Here is a 19,440-nt window from a genome sequence, read left to right as displayed (position 1 = left end):
CGAGAATTCGTCCTGGAACCGTACCAATCGGTGGAGTCAAACAACCTCATTGCTGAGGGCCAATCAGCGCACTCGAACCAAAGCCTGTGCGCTGTCCTGCGAAAACATTCTGTGGAGCTTCGTGGCCGCGTGGATGGCTCACGGTCGGGGTGGCTTCTTCCTACCCTTTGGGTGGCTTCTTCCTACCCTTTGGGTGGCTTCTTCCTACCCTGGGGCAACTTGCCTTTGTACCAGGCCATCACCTGGGCGACTGTCTGGTCGATCGACAGGTCGGACGAATCGAGCACCAGGGCGTCGTCCGCCGGAAAAAGCGGGGCATTGACCCGCTGCATGTCGCGCGCATCACGCGCTTCCAAATCATGCAAAAGGGTTAAGAGATTAGCCGAAAATCCCTTTTCGATCAACTGGTTATACCGCCTTTCGGCCCGAGCCTGGGCGCTGGCCACCAGGAACACCTTCAGGATGGCATCGGGGAACACCACCGTGCCCATGTCGCGGCCGTCGGCCACCAGGCCGTCGGGTTGACGAAATGCCCGCTGGCGTTCCAGCAGCGCCGCGCGCACCGGTCCGAGCGCGGCGACCTGCGACGCGCCGTTGCCCACGGCTTCCTGGCGGATCTCGGCGCCTACGTCGTGGCCGTCCAGGTAGACGCCCAGCTCGTGGAACCGGACGTCCAGCTGACCGGCGATATCGGCCACCTGATCCACCGCGTCAAGCGAAATGCCGCGTTTCATGCAGGCCAGCGCCGTGAGCCGATACAAGGCGCCGCTATCCAGCACGTGCCAGCCCAGTTGCTGCGCGACGCGATGGGCGATGGTGCCCTTGCCCGAGGCGGTCGGCCCATCGATAGCGATTACCTGCACGTGCGCGCCACTCATTTGTCTTTTCCTATCAATGCGATGAAATCTATTGTCTTGAAGCCGGAACGGCAAAACCCAATAATGAGATCAATTCTCAATTGGCATTAACGCTTACGGAGTTTTCATGGCCAAGACCCTTGCCTTCGGCGGCGTGCACGTCGTTACCGCGTTCAGCGTGACCTATCTGATCACCGGCAGTGTTGCGATGAGCGGCGCCGTCACCTTTGTTGAACCCATCGTCAACACCGTGGTGCACTACTTCTTTGACCGGGCCTGGGAAAAGCGGCAGCACGCCAAGGCGCTGCGCAGCCAGGGTCGCGCAGCCGACGGGTACGGTCAAGCGTCCGGCCAGATGCCGATACACGCTCCCGGTCAAGCCGCGACCAGCCCGGCGTAAACGTCGAAATAGGTCGGAAAGGTCTTGCTGACGCAGTTCGGGTCCAGGATACGGACCGGCTGGCCGCCAAATGCCGCCAACGAAAAGCACATGGCCATGCGGTGGTCGTCCCAGGTGCCGATCTCGGCGGGCGTCCAGCGCGCTGGCGGCGTAACGGTCAGGCTGTCATGGGTGGCCGTGACCGTTGCGCCCAGCTTGCGCAGTTCCGTTTCCATGGCGTGGATGCGGTCCGTTTCCTTCACGCGCCAGCTGGCGATATTGCGCAGCGTGCATGGGCCATCGGCATACAGCGCGAGCACCGCCGCCGTCATGGCCGCGTCGGGGATCAGGTTGAAATCCGTGTCGAAGGCGCGCAGGCGTTCGCCAGCGGCCACCCGCAATCCCGTGGTTTCAATCCAGTCCGGCCCCGTGCGGACCGTGGCGCCCATGGCGGCCAGCGTGTCGGCAAAGGCCACATCGCCCTGGATGCTGCCCTCCCCCACGCCGGTCACGCGCACGGGCCCGCCGCCAATGGCGCCAAGCGCCAGGAAGTACGACGCCGATGACGCGTCCCCTTCGACCAGGATCTGTCCGGGCGACGTGTATCGAGCGCGTGCAGGCACGGTAAACCGCGTCCAGCCATCGCGCTGCGCGGTCACGCCAAACCGGGCCATCAGGTTCAGGGTGATTTCGACGTACGGCTTGGAGATCAACTCGCCTTGCACCTCGATGACAAAGTCGCGCCCCGTCGCGGCCGTGGCCAGCGGCGCCGCCAGCAGCAAGGCTGTCAGGAACTGGCTCGATACCGAGCCATTGACGCGCACCGGGCCTTTCAGCGTCAGGTCGCCCACGCCGATCGACAGCGGCGGGTAGCCTTCCTTGCCCTGGTACGCGACGCGCGCGCCAAGCATGCGCAAGGCATCGACCAGGTCGCCGATCGGCCGTTCGTGCATGCGCGGCACGCCGCTCAGCAGGTAGTGTCCGCCCATCATGGCCAGCGCCGCGGTCAGCGGCCGGATGGCGGTGCCGGCATTGCCCATGAAGAGCGTGGCGTGCAATCCCGGAAAGCGCGCGGCGCCGGTGACGGACACCTCGCTGCGATCACCGCCCGGCGCCACCGGCACACCCAGCGCCCGCAACGCCGCCAGCATGACGCGCGTATCGTCGGAATCGAGCAGCCCAGTCACCCGGGTTGTGCCTTCGGCCAGCGCCGCGAGCAGCAGCACCCGGTTCGAAATGCTTTTGGAACCCGGCAGCGCCACCGTGCCCTGGGCAGTGCGGACCGGCGACAAATCAAGATGGGACAGGTGCGGCGCGTCGGACATGGCGGGGCTCAGGCTGGAGGAATCGTGCACGTGGATCAGGCGAAGGGGTCAGGCTAATCGGTCAGGCGAGTGGGTCAAGGCAGGTCGGTCAGACAAACAGGTCGGACCAACAGATCATACGAACAGGCCCGAAGCACCATTCAGACTTCCGCAGCCGCGTCGGGCGATGCACGGCTGGCGGCCGGCGTGTCGGCGGCTTGCGCCTCGCCCCAATTGCGGCGGACCGACGAAATGGCCTGCAGCAGCACGGTCAGCTGTTCGGTGTCGCCATGGCGGATCGCCCGCTCGAACATGTCGAGCATACCTCGCACCTGGGCGACCTCGTCGAGCAGCACGTCATGGTTCGCCAGGAAGATATCGCGCCACATGTCGGGCGATCCCCCGGCGATCCGCGTGAAGTCCCGGAAGCCACTTCCGGCCAGGTCGAGCCGCAGCGCCGTGTCGGGCGCGCCAATCACCTGGCCCATATAAGCGAAAGCCAGCAGGTGCGGCACGTGGCTGACCGAGGCCAGCGCGCGGTCGTGCAGTTCGGGGGTCATCAATCGGACTTCGGCGCCGCACAGCTCCCATGCCAGCTGCACGAATTCGACGTCGGCGCGGGTGTTCTGCAGCAACGGCGTCAAGATCACGTCGCGACCCTGGTAGAGGCCGGTCTGCGCCGCGTCGGGGCCGCTCTGTTCGCTGCCCGCGATGGGATGGCCCGGCACGAACTGATTGATACGGTCGCCCATTGCGGCCCGCGCAGCAGCCACCACGTCGCGTTTCGTGCTGCCCACGTCGGTCACGACCGCGTGTTCGGGCAGATGCGGCAGCAGCGCCGCCAACGTTGCTTCGGTGGCGCCAACCGGCACCGACAGCAGCACCAGGTCGGCTTGCGCGACGGCCTGGTCCAGCGGGAGGAATTCGTCGATCAGACCCAGGTCCCGCGCGCGCTCCAGGCTGGCCACCTGACGCCCCACGCCGATCACCTTGCCGACCTGGCCCACCTGCCGCAACGCGGCCGCGAACGAACCGCCGATCAAGCCGACACCCACCACCACCAGCACGGGAACGAGCGGCGCGCCGGGCGCGGCGGGAGAAGAAGAAAGCGTCATGCGGCTACCGGAAAAAAAGGGAGGGGCCGAATCGCGCAGGACGGCAAAGGCCGCCCGGCGCTGCAATCAGGGAGCCACCGGATAGGAGCCCAGCACCTTGAAGAAGGCCGCCCGCGACTTGAGCACGGCCAGCGCAGTGGCCACTTGAGGGTCCTGCTGATGGCCTTCGATGTCGACGTAGAAGTAGTACTCCCACTGGCCGGTGCGAGCCGGGCGCGATTCGAAGCGCGTCATGGACACGCCGTTGTCGGCCAGCGGCTTGAGCATTTCATACACAGCGCCCGCTTCGTTCGGCACGGCAAGGATCAAACTGGTCTTGTCCTTGCCTGACGGCGCCGTGTCGATATGGCCGATCGCCAGGAAACGCGTGCGATTGTGGGGATCGTCCTGGATGTGGGGCGCAACGATGCACAGGTTCCACAGACCGGCCGCCTGCTCGCTGGCAATGGCGGCCACCGTGGGATCTTCGGCCGCCATGCGGGCCGCTTCGGCATTGCTGGAGGCCGACTCGCGGATCAGGTCCGGACGGTGTTCGGACAGCCACGCCTGACACTGCGCCAGCGCCTGCGGGTGAGCGCGCACCCGTTGCACGCCGTCAAGCGTGCCGCTGCGGGTCATGAGGCAATGATGAACCGGCACCGAACGCTCGCCCAGCACCTTGGCCGACGACGTCAGCAGCAGGTCGAGCACGCGGTTGACCGCGCCCTCGTTGGAGTTTTCAAGTGCGACCATGCCGAAGTCGGCGCGGCCCGCTTCGACCGCGCGGAACACCTCGTCAAAATTGACGCAAGGCACCGTCTCGATCGCGTGGCCGAAATGCGCCAGGGCCGCGACTTCGCTGTACGTGCCTTGCGGACCCAGGTAGGCGACCTTGGCAGGCTCTTCAAGCGCGCGGCAGGCCGACATGATCTCGCCCCAGATCGCCGCAATGGCGGACGCCGGCAGCGGCCCGGCATTCATGTCCTGCAGACGGCGGATCACCTGGGCTTCCCGCTCTGGCCGCAACACCGGCCCGCTGACATGCTGCTTGACCTCGCCCACGGCCAGCGCCGTGCGCGCACGTTCGGTCAGCAGGGCAAAGACTTCGGCATCGATCTCGTCGATCCGGGCGCGCAAAGGCGCAAGCTTCTGCGCAAGCAGATCATCCATGGCTTTGCTCGAACGACTTCATGAATGCGATCAGGGCCTGGATCCCTTCCATCGGCATGGCGTTATAGATCGACGCCCGCATGCCGCCCACGCTCTTGTGCCCTTTCAGTTGCAGCAGTCCGGCCGCATCGGCTTCCTTCAGGAACGCCGCGTTCAACGCGTCGTCATGCAGGATGAACGGCACGTTCATGCGCGATCGCACCGACGGTTCCACCGGATTGCGATAGAAGGAAGACGAATCGACATAGTCATACAGCGCGCGGGCCTTGGCGGTATTGAGCGCTTCCATCCCGGCCAGGCCGCCCTGCTCTTTGAGCCACTTGAACACCAGCCCGGCGATATAGATCGCATAGGTTGGCGGCGTGTTGTAGCGCGAGTCGTTCTCGGCCACGATGGCGTAATCGAAGGCGGACGGGCAGATCGGCAACGCCTTGCCCAGCAGGTCCTTGCGGACGATGACGATCGTCAGGCCGGCTGGACCAATGTTCTTTTGCGCACCGGCAAACACCACGCCCGCACGCGTCACGTCCATGGGACGGGACAGGATGTGCGACGACGCATCGATGCTCAGCACCGTGTCGGGGGCGCCCAGGCTGGCCAGGTCGGGCCAGTCCGGAAATTCGACGCCGCCGATCGTCTCGTTGCTGCAGATATGCAGGTAGCTCGATTCCGGCCGCACCTTCCAGGTGGACGGGTCGGGCATATAGGTCCACGGCGCCTGCTGCACGCCGTTGATCTCGGTGGCCTGTTCGGCCGTGGCCGCGACCGCCACATTGCCGTAGCGGCGCGCTTCCTTATACGACTTGACCGCCCATGACCCGCTCAGCACGAAGTCGGCCGCCTGGGCCACCTGCAGGCCGATCAGGTTCATTGGAACAATGGCGTTTTCGGCCAGCCCGCCGCCCTGCATGAACAGCGCCGCGTAGTCGTCGGGAATCGCCAGCAGTTCGCGCAGGTCGGCTTCGGCCTCGTCGCAGATCTGGCTGAAGTGCTTGCCGCGATGACTCATTTCCATCACCGACATGCCGCTGCCCTGCCAATCGAGCATTTCGGCAGCGGCGCGCTGCAACACGGTTTCCGGCAATGCGGCCGGACCGGCAGAGAAGTTATAAGGACGTTTCATCGCGGTCTGCACTGGCTGTTGATAGTCGGGGCACGGTTCAAGAGGACGGGGTGATGACTCAGGCGTCGGGCGTCGCGTCGTCTGCGTCCGAATCGGATGCGTCCGTGTCGGCTGCATCGTCCGGGACATCGCCCGCGGCGCCGTCGTCACCTGCATCTGGCGTCACGTCATCGCCGGACGACAGGTCGCCCGACAGCGATCCTTCACCCGCGATGATGGCTTCGGCCTCTTCATGGTCGGTTTCGACCACACGCTGCACACCTGACAGATGCGTGCCTTCGTCGACGTTGATCAGGGTCACGCCTTGCGTGGCGCGGCCCATTTCGCGGATCTCGCTGACCCGGGTACGAACCAGCACGCCGCCCGTCGTGATCAGCATGATCTCGTCGGTTGGCGTCACCAGCACCGCGCCGACGACCTTGCCATTACGCTCGGACGTCTGGATCGCGATCATGCCCTTGGTGCCACGGCCGTGGCGCGTGTACTCGGCGATCGGCGTGCGCTTGCCGTAGCCGTTTTCGGTCGCGGTCAGCACGCTTTGCGTTTCGTTTTCGGCCACCAGCAACGCGATCACGTTGTGCGCTTCATCCAGCATCATGCCGCGCACACCGCGCGCGGTACGGCCCATCGGGCGCACGTCGTTTTCGTCGAAACGCACGGCCTTGCCGGCGTCCGAGAACAGCATGACATCGTGCTTGCCGTCGGTGACCGACGCGCCGATCAGGTAGTCGCCTTCGTCCAGGTCGACCGCAATGATGCCGGCTTTGCGGGGGTTCGAGAAGTCGGACAGCGGCGTCTTCTTGACCGTCCCCTTGGCCGTGGCCATGAACACGAAGTGGTCTTCGTCGAACGCCTTGATCGGCAGCACCACCGTGACCTTCTCGCCATCGTTCAGCGGGAACATGTTCACGATCGGCTTGCCGCGCGACGTACGCGTGCCTTGCGGCACTTCCCAGACCTTGAGCCAGTACACCCGGCCGCGATCGCTGAAGCACAGGATGAAGTCGTGCGTGTTCGCGATGAACAGCTGGTCGATCCAGTCATCTTCCTTCATCGCGGTGGCCGATTTGCCGCGTCCGCCACGCTTTTGCGCGCGGTATTCGGACAAAGGCTGGCTCTTGATATAGCCGGTGTGCGACAGGGTCACGACCATGTCGGTCGGCGTGATCAGGTCTTCGGTGTCGAGCTCGGTCGCGTTCAGCTCGATGTGCGAGCGGCGGCTGTCCTTGGCGTCGGTGCCGAACTCGGCCTTGATCGCCGACAGTTCGTCGGTGATGATGGCCGTGACACGCGGCGGCTTGGCCAGGATGTCGAGCAAGTCGGCGATGGTGGCCATCACTTCCTTGTACTCGGCAACGATCTTGTCCTGCTCCAGGCCGGTCAGGCGCTGGAGACGCATGTTCAGGATTTCCTGCGCCTGCGTATCGCTCAGGCGGTACAGGCCGTCGGCCTGCATGCCGAAGCCGGCGGGCAGGCTTTCCGGACGGTAGGCCTGCAGGCCGCCATCGGTCTCGTTTTCGGCGCGGGCCAGCATGTCGCGGACCAGCGACGAATCCCACGACTGGGCCATCAGGTCCTGACGCGCGACCGGTGGGGTCGGCGCCGCCTTGATGATCGCAATGAAATCGTCGATGTTGGCCAGCGCGACCGCCAGGCCTTCCAGCACGTGACCGCGTTCCCGCGCCTTGCGCAACTGGAACACCGTGCGACGCGTGACCACTTCCCGCCGATGCTGCAGGAAGTACTCGATCATCTGCTTCAGGTTCAGCAGGCGCGGCTGGCCGTCGACCAGCGACACCAGGTTCATGCCGAACGTGTCTTGCAGCTGCGTGTTCTTGTACAGATTGTTCAGCACGACTTCGGGCACTTCGCCGCGCTTGAGCTCGATCACGACCCGCATGCCGTCCTTGTCGGACTCGTCGCGGATGTCGGAGATGCCCTCGACCTTCTTTTCGTTGACGAGTTCGGCGATACGTTCAAGCAGCGTGCGCTTGTTCACCTGGTACGGGATTTCGTCGACGATGATGGCCTGGCGTCCGCCGGCACGATCCACGTCTTCGAAGTGCGTCTTGGCGCGCATGACCACCCGGCCGCGGCCGGTGCGATAGCCTTCGCGCACGCCGGACATGCCGTAGATGGTCGCCCCGGTCGGGAAGTCGGGCGCGGGAATCACTTCGATCAGTTCGTCGACCGTGCATTCCGGGTTGCGCAGGCAGAACAGACAGCCGTCGACCACTTCGGACAGGTTGTGCGGCGGAATGTTGGTGGCCATGCCAACTGCGATGCCCGAGCTGCCGTTGACCAGCAGGTTGGGCAGGCGCGATGGCAGCAGCAGGGGTTCTTTTTCGCTGCCGTCGTAGTTCGGCCCGAAATCGACGGTTTCCTGGTCGATGTCGGCCAGCAGTTCGTGCGCAATCTTGGACAGGCGGATTTCGGTGTATCGCATGGCCGCGGCGCTGTCGCCGTCGACCGAACCGAAGTTGCCCTGGCCGTCCACCAGCATGTAGCGCAGCGAGAACGGCTGCGCCATGCGAACGATGGTGTCGTACACGGACTGATCGCCGTGAGGATGGTACTTACCGATCACATCCCCGACGATACGCGCCGACTTCTTGTAGGCGCGGTTCCAGTCGTTGTTCAGCTCGTGCATGGCGAACAGGACCCGGCGGTGCACCGGTTTCAGGCCATCGCGCACATCGGGCAGCGCGCGCCCGACGATCACGCTCATGGCGTAATCGAGATAACTGCGACGCATCTCTTCTTCAAGAGAGATCGGTATTGTTTCCTTGGCGAAGGAATCCATGGGCAAGCTGCATAAAGTGAGTTATCGCGCCCCCGGGCAACTGGCAGGGCGAAGCTTTGGAGTTTACCATCCGGTCACCCGCCGCGCCCATGATGTAATAGTCGCCATCCTCCCCTGCGGCGCGCGCCATGGCTTCGACCACGCTCCTCCTTCCCGACTGGATCCTTCCGATCGAACCTGCCGGCACGGTGCTGACGGGCCACGGCGTCGCGGTGCAGGACGGCCGCATTCTGGCCATCGCCCCGCATGCAGCACTGCGCCAGCGCTATCCGGACGCCACCGTCCGGCATTTGCCCGGCCGGGTGCTGATGCCGGGTTTCGTGAACCTGCACACCCATGCGGCCATGAGCCTGCTGCGCGGCGCGGGCGATGACCTGCCCCTGATGACCTGGCTCCACGACCGCATCTGGCCGCTGGAAAGCCGGCTGGTGTCCCCCGACTTCGTCCATGACGGCAGCGTGCTTGCCTTTGCCGAAATGCTGGCGGGCGGCACCACCTGTTGCGCCGACATGTATTTCCACCCGGATGCGGTCGCGCGCGCGGCGCTCGCGATCGGGCTGCGCTGCGTGGTCGGCATGACGGTGATCGACTTTCCAACGCCTTATGCCGCCAACGCCGACGCCTACATCGGTCAGGGCCTGGCCGCCCAGTCCGACTTTCGCGGCGAGGCGTCGCTGGGTTTCATGTTCGCGCCCCACGCCCCCTATACCGTTGGCGACGACACCTTGCGCCGGATCGACATGCTGGCCGAGGAACTGGATGTCCCGATCGCCATCCATCTGCAGGAAACCGCGCAGGAAGTCAGCGACGCGCTGGCCCGGACCGGTTTGCGGCCGACCGCCCGGCTTGCCCGCCTCGGCCTCCTGTCGCCGCGCCTGATCGCCATCCATGGCGTGCATCTGGATACGGCCGACATTGCCATGCTCGTTGCGCGAGGTGCACACCTGGCCCACTGCCCGGCATCCAATCTGAAGCTTGCCAGCGGTATCGCACCGGTAGCGCAATTGTTACGAGATGGATTGAACTTTGGCGTGGGAACCGATGGTGCGGCCAGCAATAACCGTCTCGACATGCTGTCTGAAGTCCGACTGGCGGCGCTGTTGGCAAAAGGCGCGAGCGGCGACGCGGCCGCTTTTTCGGCGCACCAGGCGCTGCACGCCGCCACGCTCGGGGGCGCGTGCGCCTTGGGTTGGCAGGACCGGATCGGTTCGCTGGTGGTCGGCAAGCAGGCCGACATGGTGGCGATACGGCTGGATGCGGCGCACCAGTTGCCCGTTTTCGACCCCGCGTCGCACGTCGTTTACACGGCCGGAAGAGAGGACGTGGAGGAGGTTTGGGTCGCTGGCGAGTCAGTTGCTAAAAAACTACATCTCACCAAGATATCGGCACGGATGGAACTCGAAAGGATATTGTCCAGAATCCCGCAGTGGCACACGCTCGCAGTGGGTGTCCTTTCTGGCACAAAACCTTACGTGTCCAAGGAGTGACATCTATGAGAAAACAGTCCGAATGCTATACTTACCTCGTAATTCATGTTGCGGCGGGGGTTCGCTGCGAGTTTTATTTCAAGCTAAGAGGAGAAACATGAACAAACGCTCCAAAGTTGGAATCTCTCTGGCGCTCGCCTTCGCTGCCGTAACGGCCTCAGGCGTGGCCACAGCTCAGACCACGACAACAAACGATAACTGGCAAACCGCTGGTGGCCCGCTTCTGAAGAGCAACGATGGCCTCTGCTGGCGCAACGGGTTCTGGACCCCTGCGACTGCTGACCCGTCCTGCGATGGCGCGCTGAAGCCGCCAGCTCCAGCTGTGGTTCCTGTTCAGCAACCTCGTCCTGCACCACCGCCAGCCGTCGTGCCGGCACCGGTGCCTGTCAGCCAGAAGGTCACGTACTCTTCTGACGCCCTGTTCGACTTCGACAAGTCTGTCGTGAAGCCAGAAGCTCGCGCCAAGCTTGACGAACTGGTCGCACAAGTTCGCAACATCAACCTGGAAGTCGTCATCGCCGTGGGTCACACTGACTCTGTCGGTACCGATGCGTACAACCAGCGTCTGTCCGTCCGTCGTGCCGAAGCTGTCAAGGCCTACCTGGTCAGCAAGGGCATCGAAGCCAACCGTGTTTACACGGAAGGCAAGGGCGAAAAGCAGCCGGTCGCTGACAACAAGACTGCCGCCGGTCGCGCCAAGAACCGTCGCGTTGAAGTTGAAGTGGTTGGCACGCGTAACCGTTAAGGCCTACGCTAGCTGAACGCTGGTAAATTCGGTTGCTGTTTGACTGAATCCTGACGGCAGCCTGTCCGGTGCCGTTAGAATTAAAACCCCGCAGATCTTTGACTGCGGGGTTTTTTATTTTGGAGTGGACTAAATGAATGCCACCGTTTCTGCCCTCAATACCCCGCATGTGAATGCGGACGCCGCTGAATTGGCAAAATTCAGCGCGCTGGCGTCGCGCTGGTGGGACCCGGAAAGTGAATTCAAACCGCTGCACGCCATCAACCCGCTGCGCCTGGACTGGATCAGCCAGAATGCGCGGGGATTGGGCAACAAGAGGGTGCTGGATGTAGGTTGCGGCGGCGGAATTCTTGCCGAAAGCATGGCAGCCCGTGGCGCCATCGTCACCGGTATCGACCTGGCCGAAAAATCCTTGAAAGTCGCGCGCCTGCACAGCCTCGAAACCGGCATCAAAGTCGAATATCGCAATATTGCCGCAGAACAGATTGCCGCCGATGAACCCGGCCAGTACGACATCGTCACGTGCATGGAAATGCTCGAACACGTGCCGGACCCCGGGTCGATCATCCGCGCGTGCGCTGCCCTGGTGAAACCCGGCGGGCACGTCATGTTTTCCACGATCAACCGGAATCTGAAGGCTTTCGGCTACATGATCCTGGGCGCCGAATACCTGCTGCGCCTGGTGCCCCAAGGCACGCACAGCTATGAAAGCTTCATCCGCCCCAGCGAACTGATCGGCGACGCACGCCGCGCCGGGCTCGAGGCCACGGAAATCCGCGGGCTGCAGTACCAGCCTATCGGCAAGCGCTATTCGCTCACGTCGGACACCAGCGTCAACTACATGGTCGCCATGGTGCGCACATGACGCCGCTGATCCTGTTCGACTTTGACGGCACGCTGGCCGATACCGCGCCCGACCTGGCCGCGGCCGCCAATGCGCAGCGCACGGCCAAGGGGCTCCCCGCTCTGCCACTGACCGCCCTGCGCCACATGGCCTCGCATGGCGCGCGTGGCTTGCTGGGCGTGGCGCTGGGCCTCCAGCCCGACGATCCAGACTACGAAGCCGCCAAGCAGGCGTTTTTGGCGGAGTACGAACGCAATATCGCCGTGCACACGGTGCTGTTCCCGGGTGTGGAAGCGCTGCTGGCCGAGCTGCATCGCCGCGGCACCCCATGGGGCATCGTCACCAACAAGGTGACGCGGCTGGCGTTGCCGCTGGTCAGGCATCTGGACCTGCACGACGCCAGCGTAATCACGGTGTGCGGCGATACGACGGCGTACTACAAGCCGCATCCCGAACCCCTGCTCCATGCCGCGCGCCAGGCCGGACACGCGCCGGAAGACTGCATTTACGTGGGCGACGACCTGCGCGACATCGTGGCGGGCAAGGCCGCCGGCATGAAAACCATCGCCGTCGGGTACGGCTACAACGGCGATAGCGACCCGGTTGACGCGTGGGGCGCGGACGAAGTGGCGCACGCGCCCGAAGATTTATTGCCCGCCATCGACCGTTTGCACTTGAAATGACGGGATCGCGTACAATATAAGACTCCTGGGGCCGATCCGGATTCGACGTGGGTCGCGACGCAGAGTAGGGCATGTCGAGCACCAGTACGCTTCGTAAAACCACTGGAACGCAAATAAACGCCAACGACGAGCGTTTCGCTCTCGCCGCTTAAGCGGTGAGCCGCTGCACTGATCTGTCCTTGGGTCAGGCGGAGGGAGGGTAAAACTTTCCTAAAGGATGACTTGGAGGGCTAACCCCTGAAGGGTCATCTTTGAACCGCAGCAGTGACATTCACAAGGAATCGGTCTGTACTGGGGTCACACGGTCCAGATTTAAACTACGTGAATCGCCTCACTCCGGCCTGTCGGTTGGCTAAGTGTGAGGTTAAACAAAAATTAATCGACTACACATGTAGAACTGCCTGTTGAGGGCTTGCGGACGGGGGTTCAATTCCCCCCGGCTCCACCAGTCTCCGAATCCCAGCCTTGTGCTGGGATTTTTTTTGCCTATGCAAAGGTGGCCGGCAGGCGTCAGGCGTCAGTGATAGTCGCTCATGCTGGTCGTCATCTCCCCTCCCTTCTCCCGTTCCTGAAAGAAGCGCAGCAGGCGGTAGTCGGTGACGAAGCTCAGGCACGATTCGGCTTCCAGCAGCGCGACGGGCGACTGCGGTTCCGCAACAATGTAGCCTTGCACGTAGTCGACGCCCATCTCGGCCAGCGCTTCGACCGTCTCGAAATCCTCGGCCCATTCGGCAATGCTGCGCATGCCAAGGTTGTGCGCGAGTTCGACGATCGCTTCGACGATGGCGAGGTTGGCAGGGTGGCGGTGCATGCCGCGCACAAAGGATCCGTCGATTTTCAGCGCATCGGCCGACAGGTCTTTCAGGTACGAGAACGACGTGTACCCGGCGCCAAAGTCGTCCAGCGCGATACGCACCCCCCACTGCCTCAGGCGTTCGATAAAGCGGCGCGAATTTTCCAGGTCGTGCAGCGCCACGCTTTCGGTGATTTCGATGCAGAGCATGGGCGCGACGTCCTGGTAGCGCTCGAGCAAGGCAAAGACATCTTCAATGAAGGCCTCGTCATTGAGCGACGCGCCACTGACGTTCACGCAGACGAACTTGGTCCGCGGCAGGCGTGTGACGTTGGTGCGCAGCCACTGCAAGGTACTGCTGAGCACCCACTTGTCGAGTTCGGCGATGTTGCCGTTGGCTTCCGCGGCGGCGACGATCTTGGTGGGCGGCAGGCGTTCGCCGTGGGAGTCCAGCATGCGCAGCAGCACTTCGAAGTTGAGCGAGTTCCCGGGATCCTTGAGCGCCATGATGGGCTGCATTTCCAGGAAGAAGCCGACGGGCGAGAAGGTGCTGCCCAGCTCTTCGATCAGGCGCAGTTCTTCGGCGCGGTCCAGGAATTCGCGGGCGTATTTCTTGTAGACGACCACGTGGCCGTGGGCGCCGCGCTTGGCTTCGCGGCAGGCGCGGTCGGCGGCCGAGATCAGGTCCTTGGCGTCCATGCCGGCCGTCGCTTCAACCAGGCCGATGGAAATCTTGACCTGGAAGGCGCGATTGCGCAGCTGGTAGGGCCGGGTCGAAATGTCCTTGACGACGCGCAGGCACAGCTCGTGGGCGCGCGCGGTGTCGGTGTCATGGAAGATGACGATGAATTCATCGCCGCCAACACGCCCCAGGAAGTGGCCGGCTTCAAGCACGTTGTCCACGCGGGCGCAGACCTGCTTGAGCACTTCGTCGCCTGCCTGGTGGCCATACAGGTCGTTGATCAGCTTGAACCGGTCCAGGTCCAGATACGCGATCGACAGCGCATGGTCGTCCGAAAAGTTGATGATGGCGCTGTTCAGGATTTCTTCGACCCCCCGGCGGTTGAGCACGCCTGTCAGTGAGTCGTTGTTGGCCAGGAATTGCAGGCGTTCGGTGTACTTCACTCGCTCGGTAATGTCTTGCAGCGACCCTTCAATGCGGTCGCCGGCATGCGCCGCGCGCACCAGGTACCAGCGGGGGTCGGATCCGGTGTCTTCAGCCCCGGCGGCGGCCACGCCGGACACTTCCAGTTCGCCGCCCTTCGGATGAGCCGCCAGGCCTTGCAGTGCGTCCCACGCGCCAGGGGCAAAGTAGTCGGCCCACGGCTTGGCGGGCAGGGACTGGTCTTCAAGCCCCAGCTGTTGCCGCAGCGCCGGGTTCACGCGTACGAACGATCCATCGGGTTCGAGCGTGAACAGGCCGACCGGCGTGACCTGGTAGGTGCGGTCGAGTTCGGCCTGCGCCTGCATCCGTTCGTGCTTTTCTTCGCGCATCTGTTCCGCGAACGCAAAGCCCGCCATCAGGCTGGCGCCCAGCGCCGCAGTCACGCTGTTGAAGGATTCGAGCAGGGCCTTGAAGTCGAAGGCCGCGGCGATGACTTCCGAGAAGGTCGCAAACAGCGTGAAGACCAGGGTGGCGCTATACCACCAGGCGATCCTGGACCGGGTGATGACCAGGATGCGGACCAGGAAAAAGACCAGCGACGCCGCGCCGAATCCGGTCACCGCCCACAAGGCAGGCAGGAACATCGAGTACGGCAGCGTGACGGCCAGGACGAGCAGCACGATGCCCAGCAGCTGCACGGCGCGCATCAGCCAGCGATAGCCGATCACTCGCAATTCGCGTTCAAAGAACTGTGTGAACAGGGTATAGGTGACGACGTAATAGAACGCCATCGTCAGCATCCTGATGACGGGCATCCAATCGTTGTCGATGACGCGGCTCAACCACTGGGTGTCCCACCCCATCGACAGCGCACCCAATCGCAGATTGCCGATGAGCCAGACAGCGAACAGCACATACCGCGATTCGCGATTGATCAGCGCCGTCACGATCGTGAAGAGGGCCAGCGTCAGCAGACCGCCTTCGAGCAGGCCGATGCCATGCGCAAACGCGCGCGACGAACTGGCCAGCTGATCGCGCGGCCAGATCGAGAACGACAGACGCGCCGGACCGGAACTGACGACGCGGCACAACATCTCGCGCACGTCCGTCATGCGGTCGATCGAAAACGCGTAGCCGGCCCTGACGGGCTGGATCATTCCGGTAAATGAGACACGGTCGGTGTGCCCGAGAGGCGCAAGGGTCTCGGCATTCCAGCAGGACATGGCCTGCGTATGGCGCGACGGAAAATCCAGGAACGTATCTTTATTGCGGGAGTCCTGCGGCAACCGGACAGCGAGCCAGAAGGGATGCTCGGATAGCTGGGTACTGGCTGTCAGCGCATCGGCCTGACCACGCAAGGCGTCGAGCGCGCTGGCGGGCGTGAAATCGGTGGATGTTGCCTCGACGACCCGGAACGGCAGCGATGTTGCGCCGCGGGTGTCGTAGATACTGGGCAGGAAAATCAGGAAGTACAACGAGAACAGGGCAATCGCAACGGGCAGCAGATAGTACGAAAAGTTGCGGAACAACTTGTCGACGCTCCGGCAAGCCTGCCTGATCCATTCCATACCACTCGCCCCCATGTCTTGACCCGAATGCAGGTCTACGTATTACCGCCAACGCATGATACGACGGGCAGAAGGTGCAGAGCGACAAAAGCCATCGGCCCGTGATCCGCACGGGTCGATGGTTACAACTTGATCGGAAGGCGTGGTGAGAAATGCGGCGCTCAGGCCGCGATATGCACAGCACGCTCATCCAATGCCAGCACTTCGTCTTCCACGCGATCCATGTCGTAGCCACGGATGTCGATGTCAGGGTGGTGCGTGCGGATCATGTAGTCGAACAGGCGGTGACCGCTTTGTTCCCAACGGGTCCGTGCCGCCGCGACGTCGAATGCCATGACGCGGTGGGCAATGTTGCCGATATGCAGCATCGGGATGAAGCCTTGACCTGGGAACACGTCCTGGAACATCAGCGCTTCATAACCCCGATCGAGCGGCGAGCGGGCGGCCGTGATCATCCAGTCCACATTGGTCTCGACGCAATACTGGTAGTAGGCCTTGAACAGGGCGATCTTGGCGACGTGGCCGATCTTGCGTTCGGACACCCCCAGGCGCGTGGCTTCGGCAAGTCGTTGCTGTTGCAACCAGTCGGGCAGCAGCACCGATCGTTCGACGCCAAGGCGATTGCGCACGTTGGTCTGGATGCGCATGGTGCCCACGGCTTCGCCGTCCAGCTTCGATTCGGCCAGCAGGATCACGGCACCGGGTTCGCGGTCATAGGTTTCAGGTTCGCCCAAGGTCTTGGCGAGTTCAGGCACGTGACGGCCATAGGCGGCCTGGCGCATGCGGACGGCCTTGGCCAGTGCGTCTTCATCCTTGACCACACGGATCGTGAACGGGAGTCGTTCTTCAGTTTGCGGCAAGAAGGCGGCGGCGTCGTTGCGGGCAGTGGTGGCGGCGATGAAAGTGGTCGACATGATGGAATTTCCTTGCGATGAAGTGAGAGAGGGAATGAATGACGAAAGGGGTGGTGCGAGCGTTGGATCGATCACGCGGCGATGTGCACGGGGCGGGCTTCGTGGGTCTTGACCTGGTCGTCAACGAGGCGGCCGCCGTGATCACGGATGTCGATGTCGGGGTGATGGGTGCGGACCATGAAATCGAACAGGCGATGGCCGCCCTGCTCCCAGCGCTTGCGTGCCGAGGCGACGTCAAAAGCCATCACGCGGTGCGGGATGTTGCCGATGTGGAGCATGGGGATGAAGCCCTGGCCCGGGAACACGTCCTGGAACATCAGCGCTTCGTACTGGCGGTCCAGCGGCGAGCGCGCGGCAGTGATCATCCACTCGACGCCGGTCTCGAGGCAGTACTGGTAATAGGCCTTGAACAGGGCGATCTTCGCAACATGACCGACACGTCCTTCTGACACGCCAAGACGGGTTGCTTCCGACAATCGTTGCTGCTGCAACCAGTCAGGCAAGAGCACCGACCGTTCGACGCCAAGGCGGCTGACCGCGTTGGTCTGGATGCGCATCGTGCCGATGGCCTCGCCGTCCATCTTGGATTCGGCAAGCAGGATCACGGCGCCGGGTTCGACGTCGTAGCTTTCGGGCGCGCCGAGTGTCTTGGCCAGCTCGGGCACATGACGGCCATAGGCGGCCTGACGGATGCGAACGGCCTTGGCCAGAGCGCCTTCATCCTTGACGACGCGAATAGTGAATGGGAGTCGTTCTTCGGTCTGCGGCAGGAAAGCGTCGCTGTCGTTGCGGGCGGTCGTGGAGAGTGTGAAGGTGCGGTTCATGGTGTGAACTCCTGAGGTGAGATGGGATGCCGTCGCCGCGTTTGGCAACGGATACGGCAGAGTCGCATAAGTACGTGGAAGATTCACCGTCCCTTTCCTGCGCAAAGTGTCGCGACGCGCAATGCATCACTCGCGGTTATGGAACTTCAGTGCACTCACACAAACTAGCGGTTGGGTGTAATCCTCGGCATGGCATCCACGCGACCTTCGACTTCATGCTTGCGCATGCCTCGATGAAACGCATCGCGCACGACACGTCACGGCCCGCAGATCACGGCATGGCGTGCTTCACCCGCGAAGAGCCAAAACAGGAAAATGGCGCTGATGGCACGACGCGCGATGCGTCGGATCGACGCAACGCAATTGCGCGCGATGGGCGAGGTGGAGGGATGGATTACGTGGGATGAGGCGAGGGATGGAGCCGACGTCCATACGGGCGATCATCCAACTGGAGGACCACGCCTGTGGTGTTTTGCGCAGACGTTTGTGGTGTTTGCGCCTACGCAAAAGTCGGGCCGCGAACCCATGCAATTGCATGCATAGGGTCGGGTGATGAGGGGGTGTTCGACGCGCCCGACTATCAGTTGCCGTCGCCGTATCGCCTGACCGGCCGGACGATGCCGCGGTCCACCTGCCGGATGTCGGTGCAGCCGCAGAAGGCCATCGTCAGGTCCAGTTCGCGTTGAATGATGCGCAGCGCATGATGTACGCCCGCCTCTCCCATCGCACCCAGGCCGTAAAGCATGCTCCGACCTATGTAGGTGCCTTTCGCACCTAGCGCGACTGCTTTTAGTACATCCTGCCCAGAGCGAATGCCGCCATCCATGTGCACTTCGATGTAGGAACCCACCGCGTCGACGATCTCGGGCAAGGCGGCGATCGACGAAGGCGCGCCATCGAGCTGGCGGCCGCCATGGTTAGACACGATGAGCGCATCGGCGCCGCTGTCCACGGCCAGCTTTGCGTCCTCCACTTCCTGGATGCCCTTCAGGATCAGCTTGCCGCCCCACTTGCGCCGTATCCAGGCGACGTCATCCCAGCTCAACGTCGGGTCGAATTGTTCGGCCGTCCAGGCCGCCAGCGAGTGCATGGTGTCGACCCCTTTGGCATGCCCCATCACGTTGCCGAAATTGCGGCGCGGCGTGCGCAGCATGCCGGCGCACCAGCGCGGCCGCGTCATCATGTTGGCGACGTTGCGCAGCGTCAGCCGGGGTGGCGCGCTGAGTCCGTTTTTCAGATCCTTGTGGCGTTGGCCGATGATCTGCAGGTCCAGTGTCAGGACCAGGACCGGGCAGCCGGCTTGTGCCGCGCGTTCCATCAATCGTTCGATAAATGCGCGGTCCCGCATCACGTACAGCTGGAACCAGAACGGATGGTTATGGGTGGCCGCGGCGACATCTTCGATCGAGCAGATGCTCATCGTGGACAGCGTGAACGGGATGCCGAACGCGCGCGCCGCGCGGGCCGCAAGGATCTCGCCGTCGGCATGCTGCATGCCGGCCAGACCCGTCGGCGCAATGGCCACGGGCATGGCCACGTCCTGCCCCGCCATGCGTGTTTGCGTGCTGCGACGTTCGAGATTGACCGCGACACGCTGGCGCAGCAGCAGCTGGTTGAAGTCGTCTTCATTCGCCCGATAGGTGCTCTCGGTCCACGACCCCGAGTCCGCATAGTCGTAGAACATGCGCGGCACGCGCCGCTGGGCGAGCACGCGAAGGTCCTCGATACTTGTTATGACAGGCATGGC

15 protein-coding genes and 1 other RNA gene are annotated in these 19,440 nt (G+C 63.3%); 6 read left to right on the top strand and 10 right to left on the bottom strand.

The window, feature by feature from the left end; genetic code table 11:
• Positions 1-182: 182 nt before the first annotated feature.
• Positions 183-878: a (d)CMP kinase gene (gene cmk, locus IE116_RS23465; protein WP_189616070.1), complete on the bottom strand. Its 696-nt coding sequence runs from the start codon at positions 876-878 to the stop codon at positions 183-185.
• Between the two features lie 106 nt (positions 879-984).
• Here cmk and IE116_RS23460 point away from each other — a divergent pair, with 106 nt between their 5' ends.
• Positions 985-1,257, top strand: coding sequence for a DUF2061 domain-containing protein (locus tag IE116_RS23460; RefSeq protein ID WP_189616068.1), 273 nt, complete (start codon positions 985-987; stop codon positions 1,255-1,257).
• On the opposite strand, the gene aroA is transcribed toward IE116_RS23460, so the two are convergent.
• From aroA to gyrA, 5 genes are all read right to left on the bottom strand, one after another.
• On the bottom strand, positions 1,233-2,561 hold the full coding sequence (gene aroA, locus IE116_RS23455; protein WP_189616603.1) for a 3-phosphoshikimate 1-carboxyvinyltransferase: 1,329 nt from the start codon (positions 2,559-2,561) through the stop codon (positions 1,233-1,235). The genes IE116_RS23460 and aroA overlap by 25 nt on opposite strands.
• Positions 2,562-2,701: 140 nt before the next feature.
• Complete coding sequence (locus tag IE116_RS23450) at positions 2,702-3,655, bottom strand: prephenate dehydrogenase (protein ID WP_189616066.1); 954 nt, start codon at positions 3,653-3,655, stop codon at positions 2,702-2,704.
• 66 nt (positions 3,656-3,721) lie between these two features.
• A complete protein-coding gene (pheA, locus tag IE116_RS23445; protein WP_189616064.1) occupies positions 3,722-4,804 on the bottom strand; it encodes a prephenate dehydratase in 1,083 nt (360 codons plus the stop codon).
• Entirely contained in the window at positions 4,797-5,927 is a 1,131-nt protein-coding gene (gene serC / locus IE116_RS23440; RefSeq protein WP_189616061.1) for a 3-phosphoserine/phosphohydroxythreonine transaminase, read from the bottom strand. Before serC ends, pheA begins: the two co-directional genes overlap by 8 nt.
• A gap of 58 nt (positions 5,928-5,985) precedes the next feature.
• Positions 5,986-8,730 (bottom strand): DNA gyrase subunit A, encoded by a 2,745-nt coding sequence (gene gyrA / locus IE116_RS23435; RefSeq protein WP_189616059.1) that lies wholly within the window; start codon positions 8,728-8,730, stop codon positions 5,986-5,988.
• 128 nt (positions 8,731-8,858) lie between these two features.
• On the opposite strand from gyrA, the gene IE116_RS23430 reads away from it, so the two are divergent.
• The 5 genes from IE116_RS23430 (at position 8,859) to ssrA (ending at position 12,937) form a co-directional block, all read left to right on the top strand.
• The gene (locus IE116_RS23430) at positions 8,859-10,217 is read left to right on the top strand and encodes a TRZ/ATZ family hydrolase (protein WP_189616057.1); all 1,359 of its coding nucleotides are present in this window, start codon (positions 8,859-8,861) and stop codon (positions 10,215-10,217) included.
• A 97-nt stretch (positions 10,218-10,314) separates the two neighbouring features.
• On the top strand, positions 10,315-10,962 hold the full coding sequence (gene ompA / locus IE116_RS23425; protein ID WP_189616056.1) for an outer membrane protein OmpA: 648 nt from the start codon (positions 10,315-10,317) through the stop codon (positions 10,960-10,962).
• Positions 10,963-11,095: 133 nt separating this feature from the next.
• The gene (gene ubiG, locus IE116_RS23420; protein ID WP_189616054.1) at positions 11,096-11,827 is read left to right on the top strand and encodes a bifunctional 2-polyprenyl-6-hydroxyphenol methylase/3-demethylubiquinol 3-O-methyltransferase UbiG; all 732 of its coding nucleotides are present in this window, start codon (positions 11,096-11,098) and stop codon (positions 11,825-11,827) included.
• Complete coding sequence (locus tag IE116_RS23415) at positions 11,824-12,489, top strand: HAD-IA family hydrolase (protein ID WP_189616052.1); 666 nt, start codon at positions 11,824-11,826, stop codon at positions 12,487-12,489. The genes ubiG and IE116_RS23415 overlap by 4 nt, the downstream gene beginning before the upstream one ends.
• 27 nt (positions 12,490-12,516) lie before the next feature.
• Positions 12,517-12,937, top strand: a transfer-messenger RNA (tmRNA) gene (gene ssrA / locus IE116_RS23410).
• Between the two features lie 69 nt (positions 12,938-13,006).
• Here the strand turns inward: ssrA and IE116_RS23405 are convergent.
• The 4 genes from IE116_RS23405 to IE116_RS23390 all read right to left on the bottom strand — a co-directional run bounded on the left by IE116_RS23405 (position 13,007) and on the right by IE116_RS23390 (position 19,437).
• Positions 13,007-15,955 (bottom strand): putative bifunctional diguanylate cyclase/phosphodiesterase, encoded by a 2,949-nt coding sequence (locus IE116_RS23405; RefSeq protein WP_189616050.1) that lies wholly within the window; start codon positions 15,953-15,955, stop codon positions 13,007-13,009.
• A 161-nt stretch (positions 15,956-16,116) separates the two neighbouring features.
• Positions 16,117-16,869 (bottom strand): N-acyl amino acid synthase FeeM domain-containing protein, encoded by a 753-nt coding sequence (locus IE116_RS23400; protein ID WP_189616048.1) that lies wholly within the window; start codon positions 16,867-16,869, stop codon positions 16,117-16,119.
• A gap of 71 nt (positions 16,870-16,940) precedes the next feature.
• The gene (locus tag IE116_RS23395) at positions 16,941-17,693 is read right to left on the bottom strand and encodes a hypothetical protein (RefSeq protein ID WP_189616045.1); all 753 of its coding nucleotides are present in this window, start codon (positions 17,691-17,693) and stop codon (positions 16,941-16,943) included.
• A gap of 580 nt (positions 17,694-18,273) precedes the next feature.
• Positions 18,274-19,437, bottom strand: coding sequence for an alpha-hydroxy acid oxidase (locus IE116_RS23390; RefSeq protein WP_189616043.1), 1,164 nt, complete (start codon positions 19,435-19,437; stop codon positions 18,274-18,276).
• Positions 19,438-19,440 lie beyond the last annotated feature (3 nt).

The organism is Pigmentiphaga litoralis (assembly GCF_014651835.1).
Classification (GTDB): Bacteria; Pseudomonadota; Gammaproteobacteria; order Burkholderiales; family Burkholderiaceae_B; genus Pigmentiphaga; species Pigmentiphaga litoralis.
The sequence above is the reverse complement of the archived record's forward strand: the minus strand, read 5'-3'. Positions and strand labels throughout refer to the sequence as shown.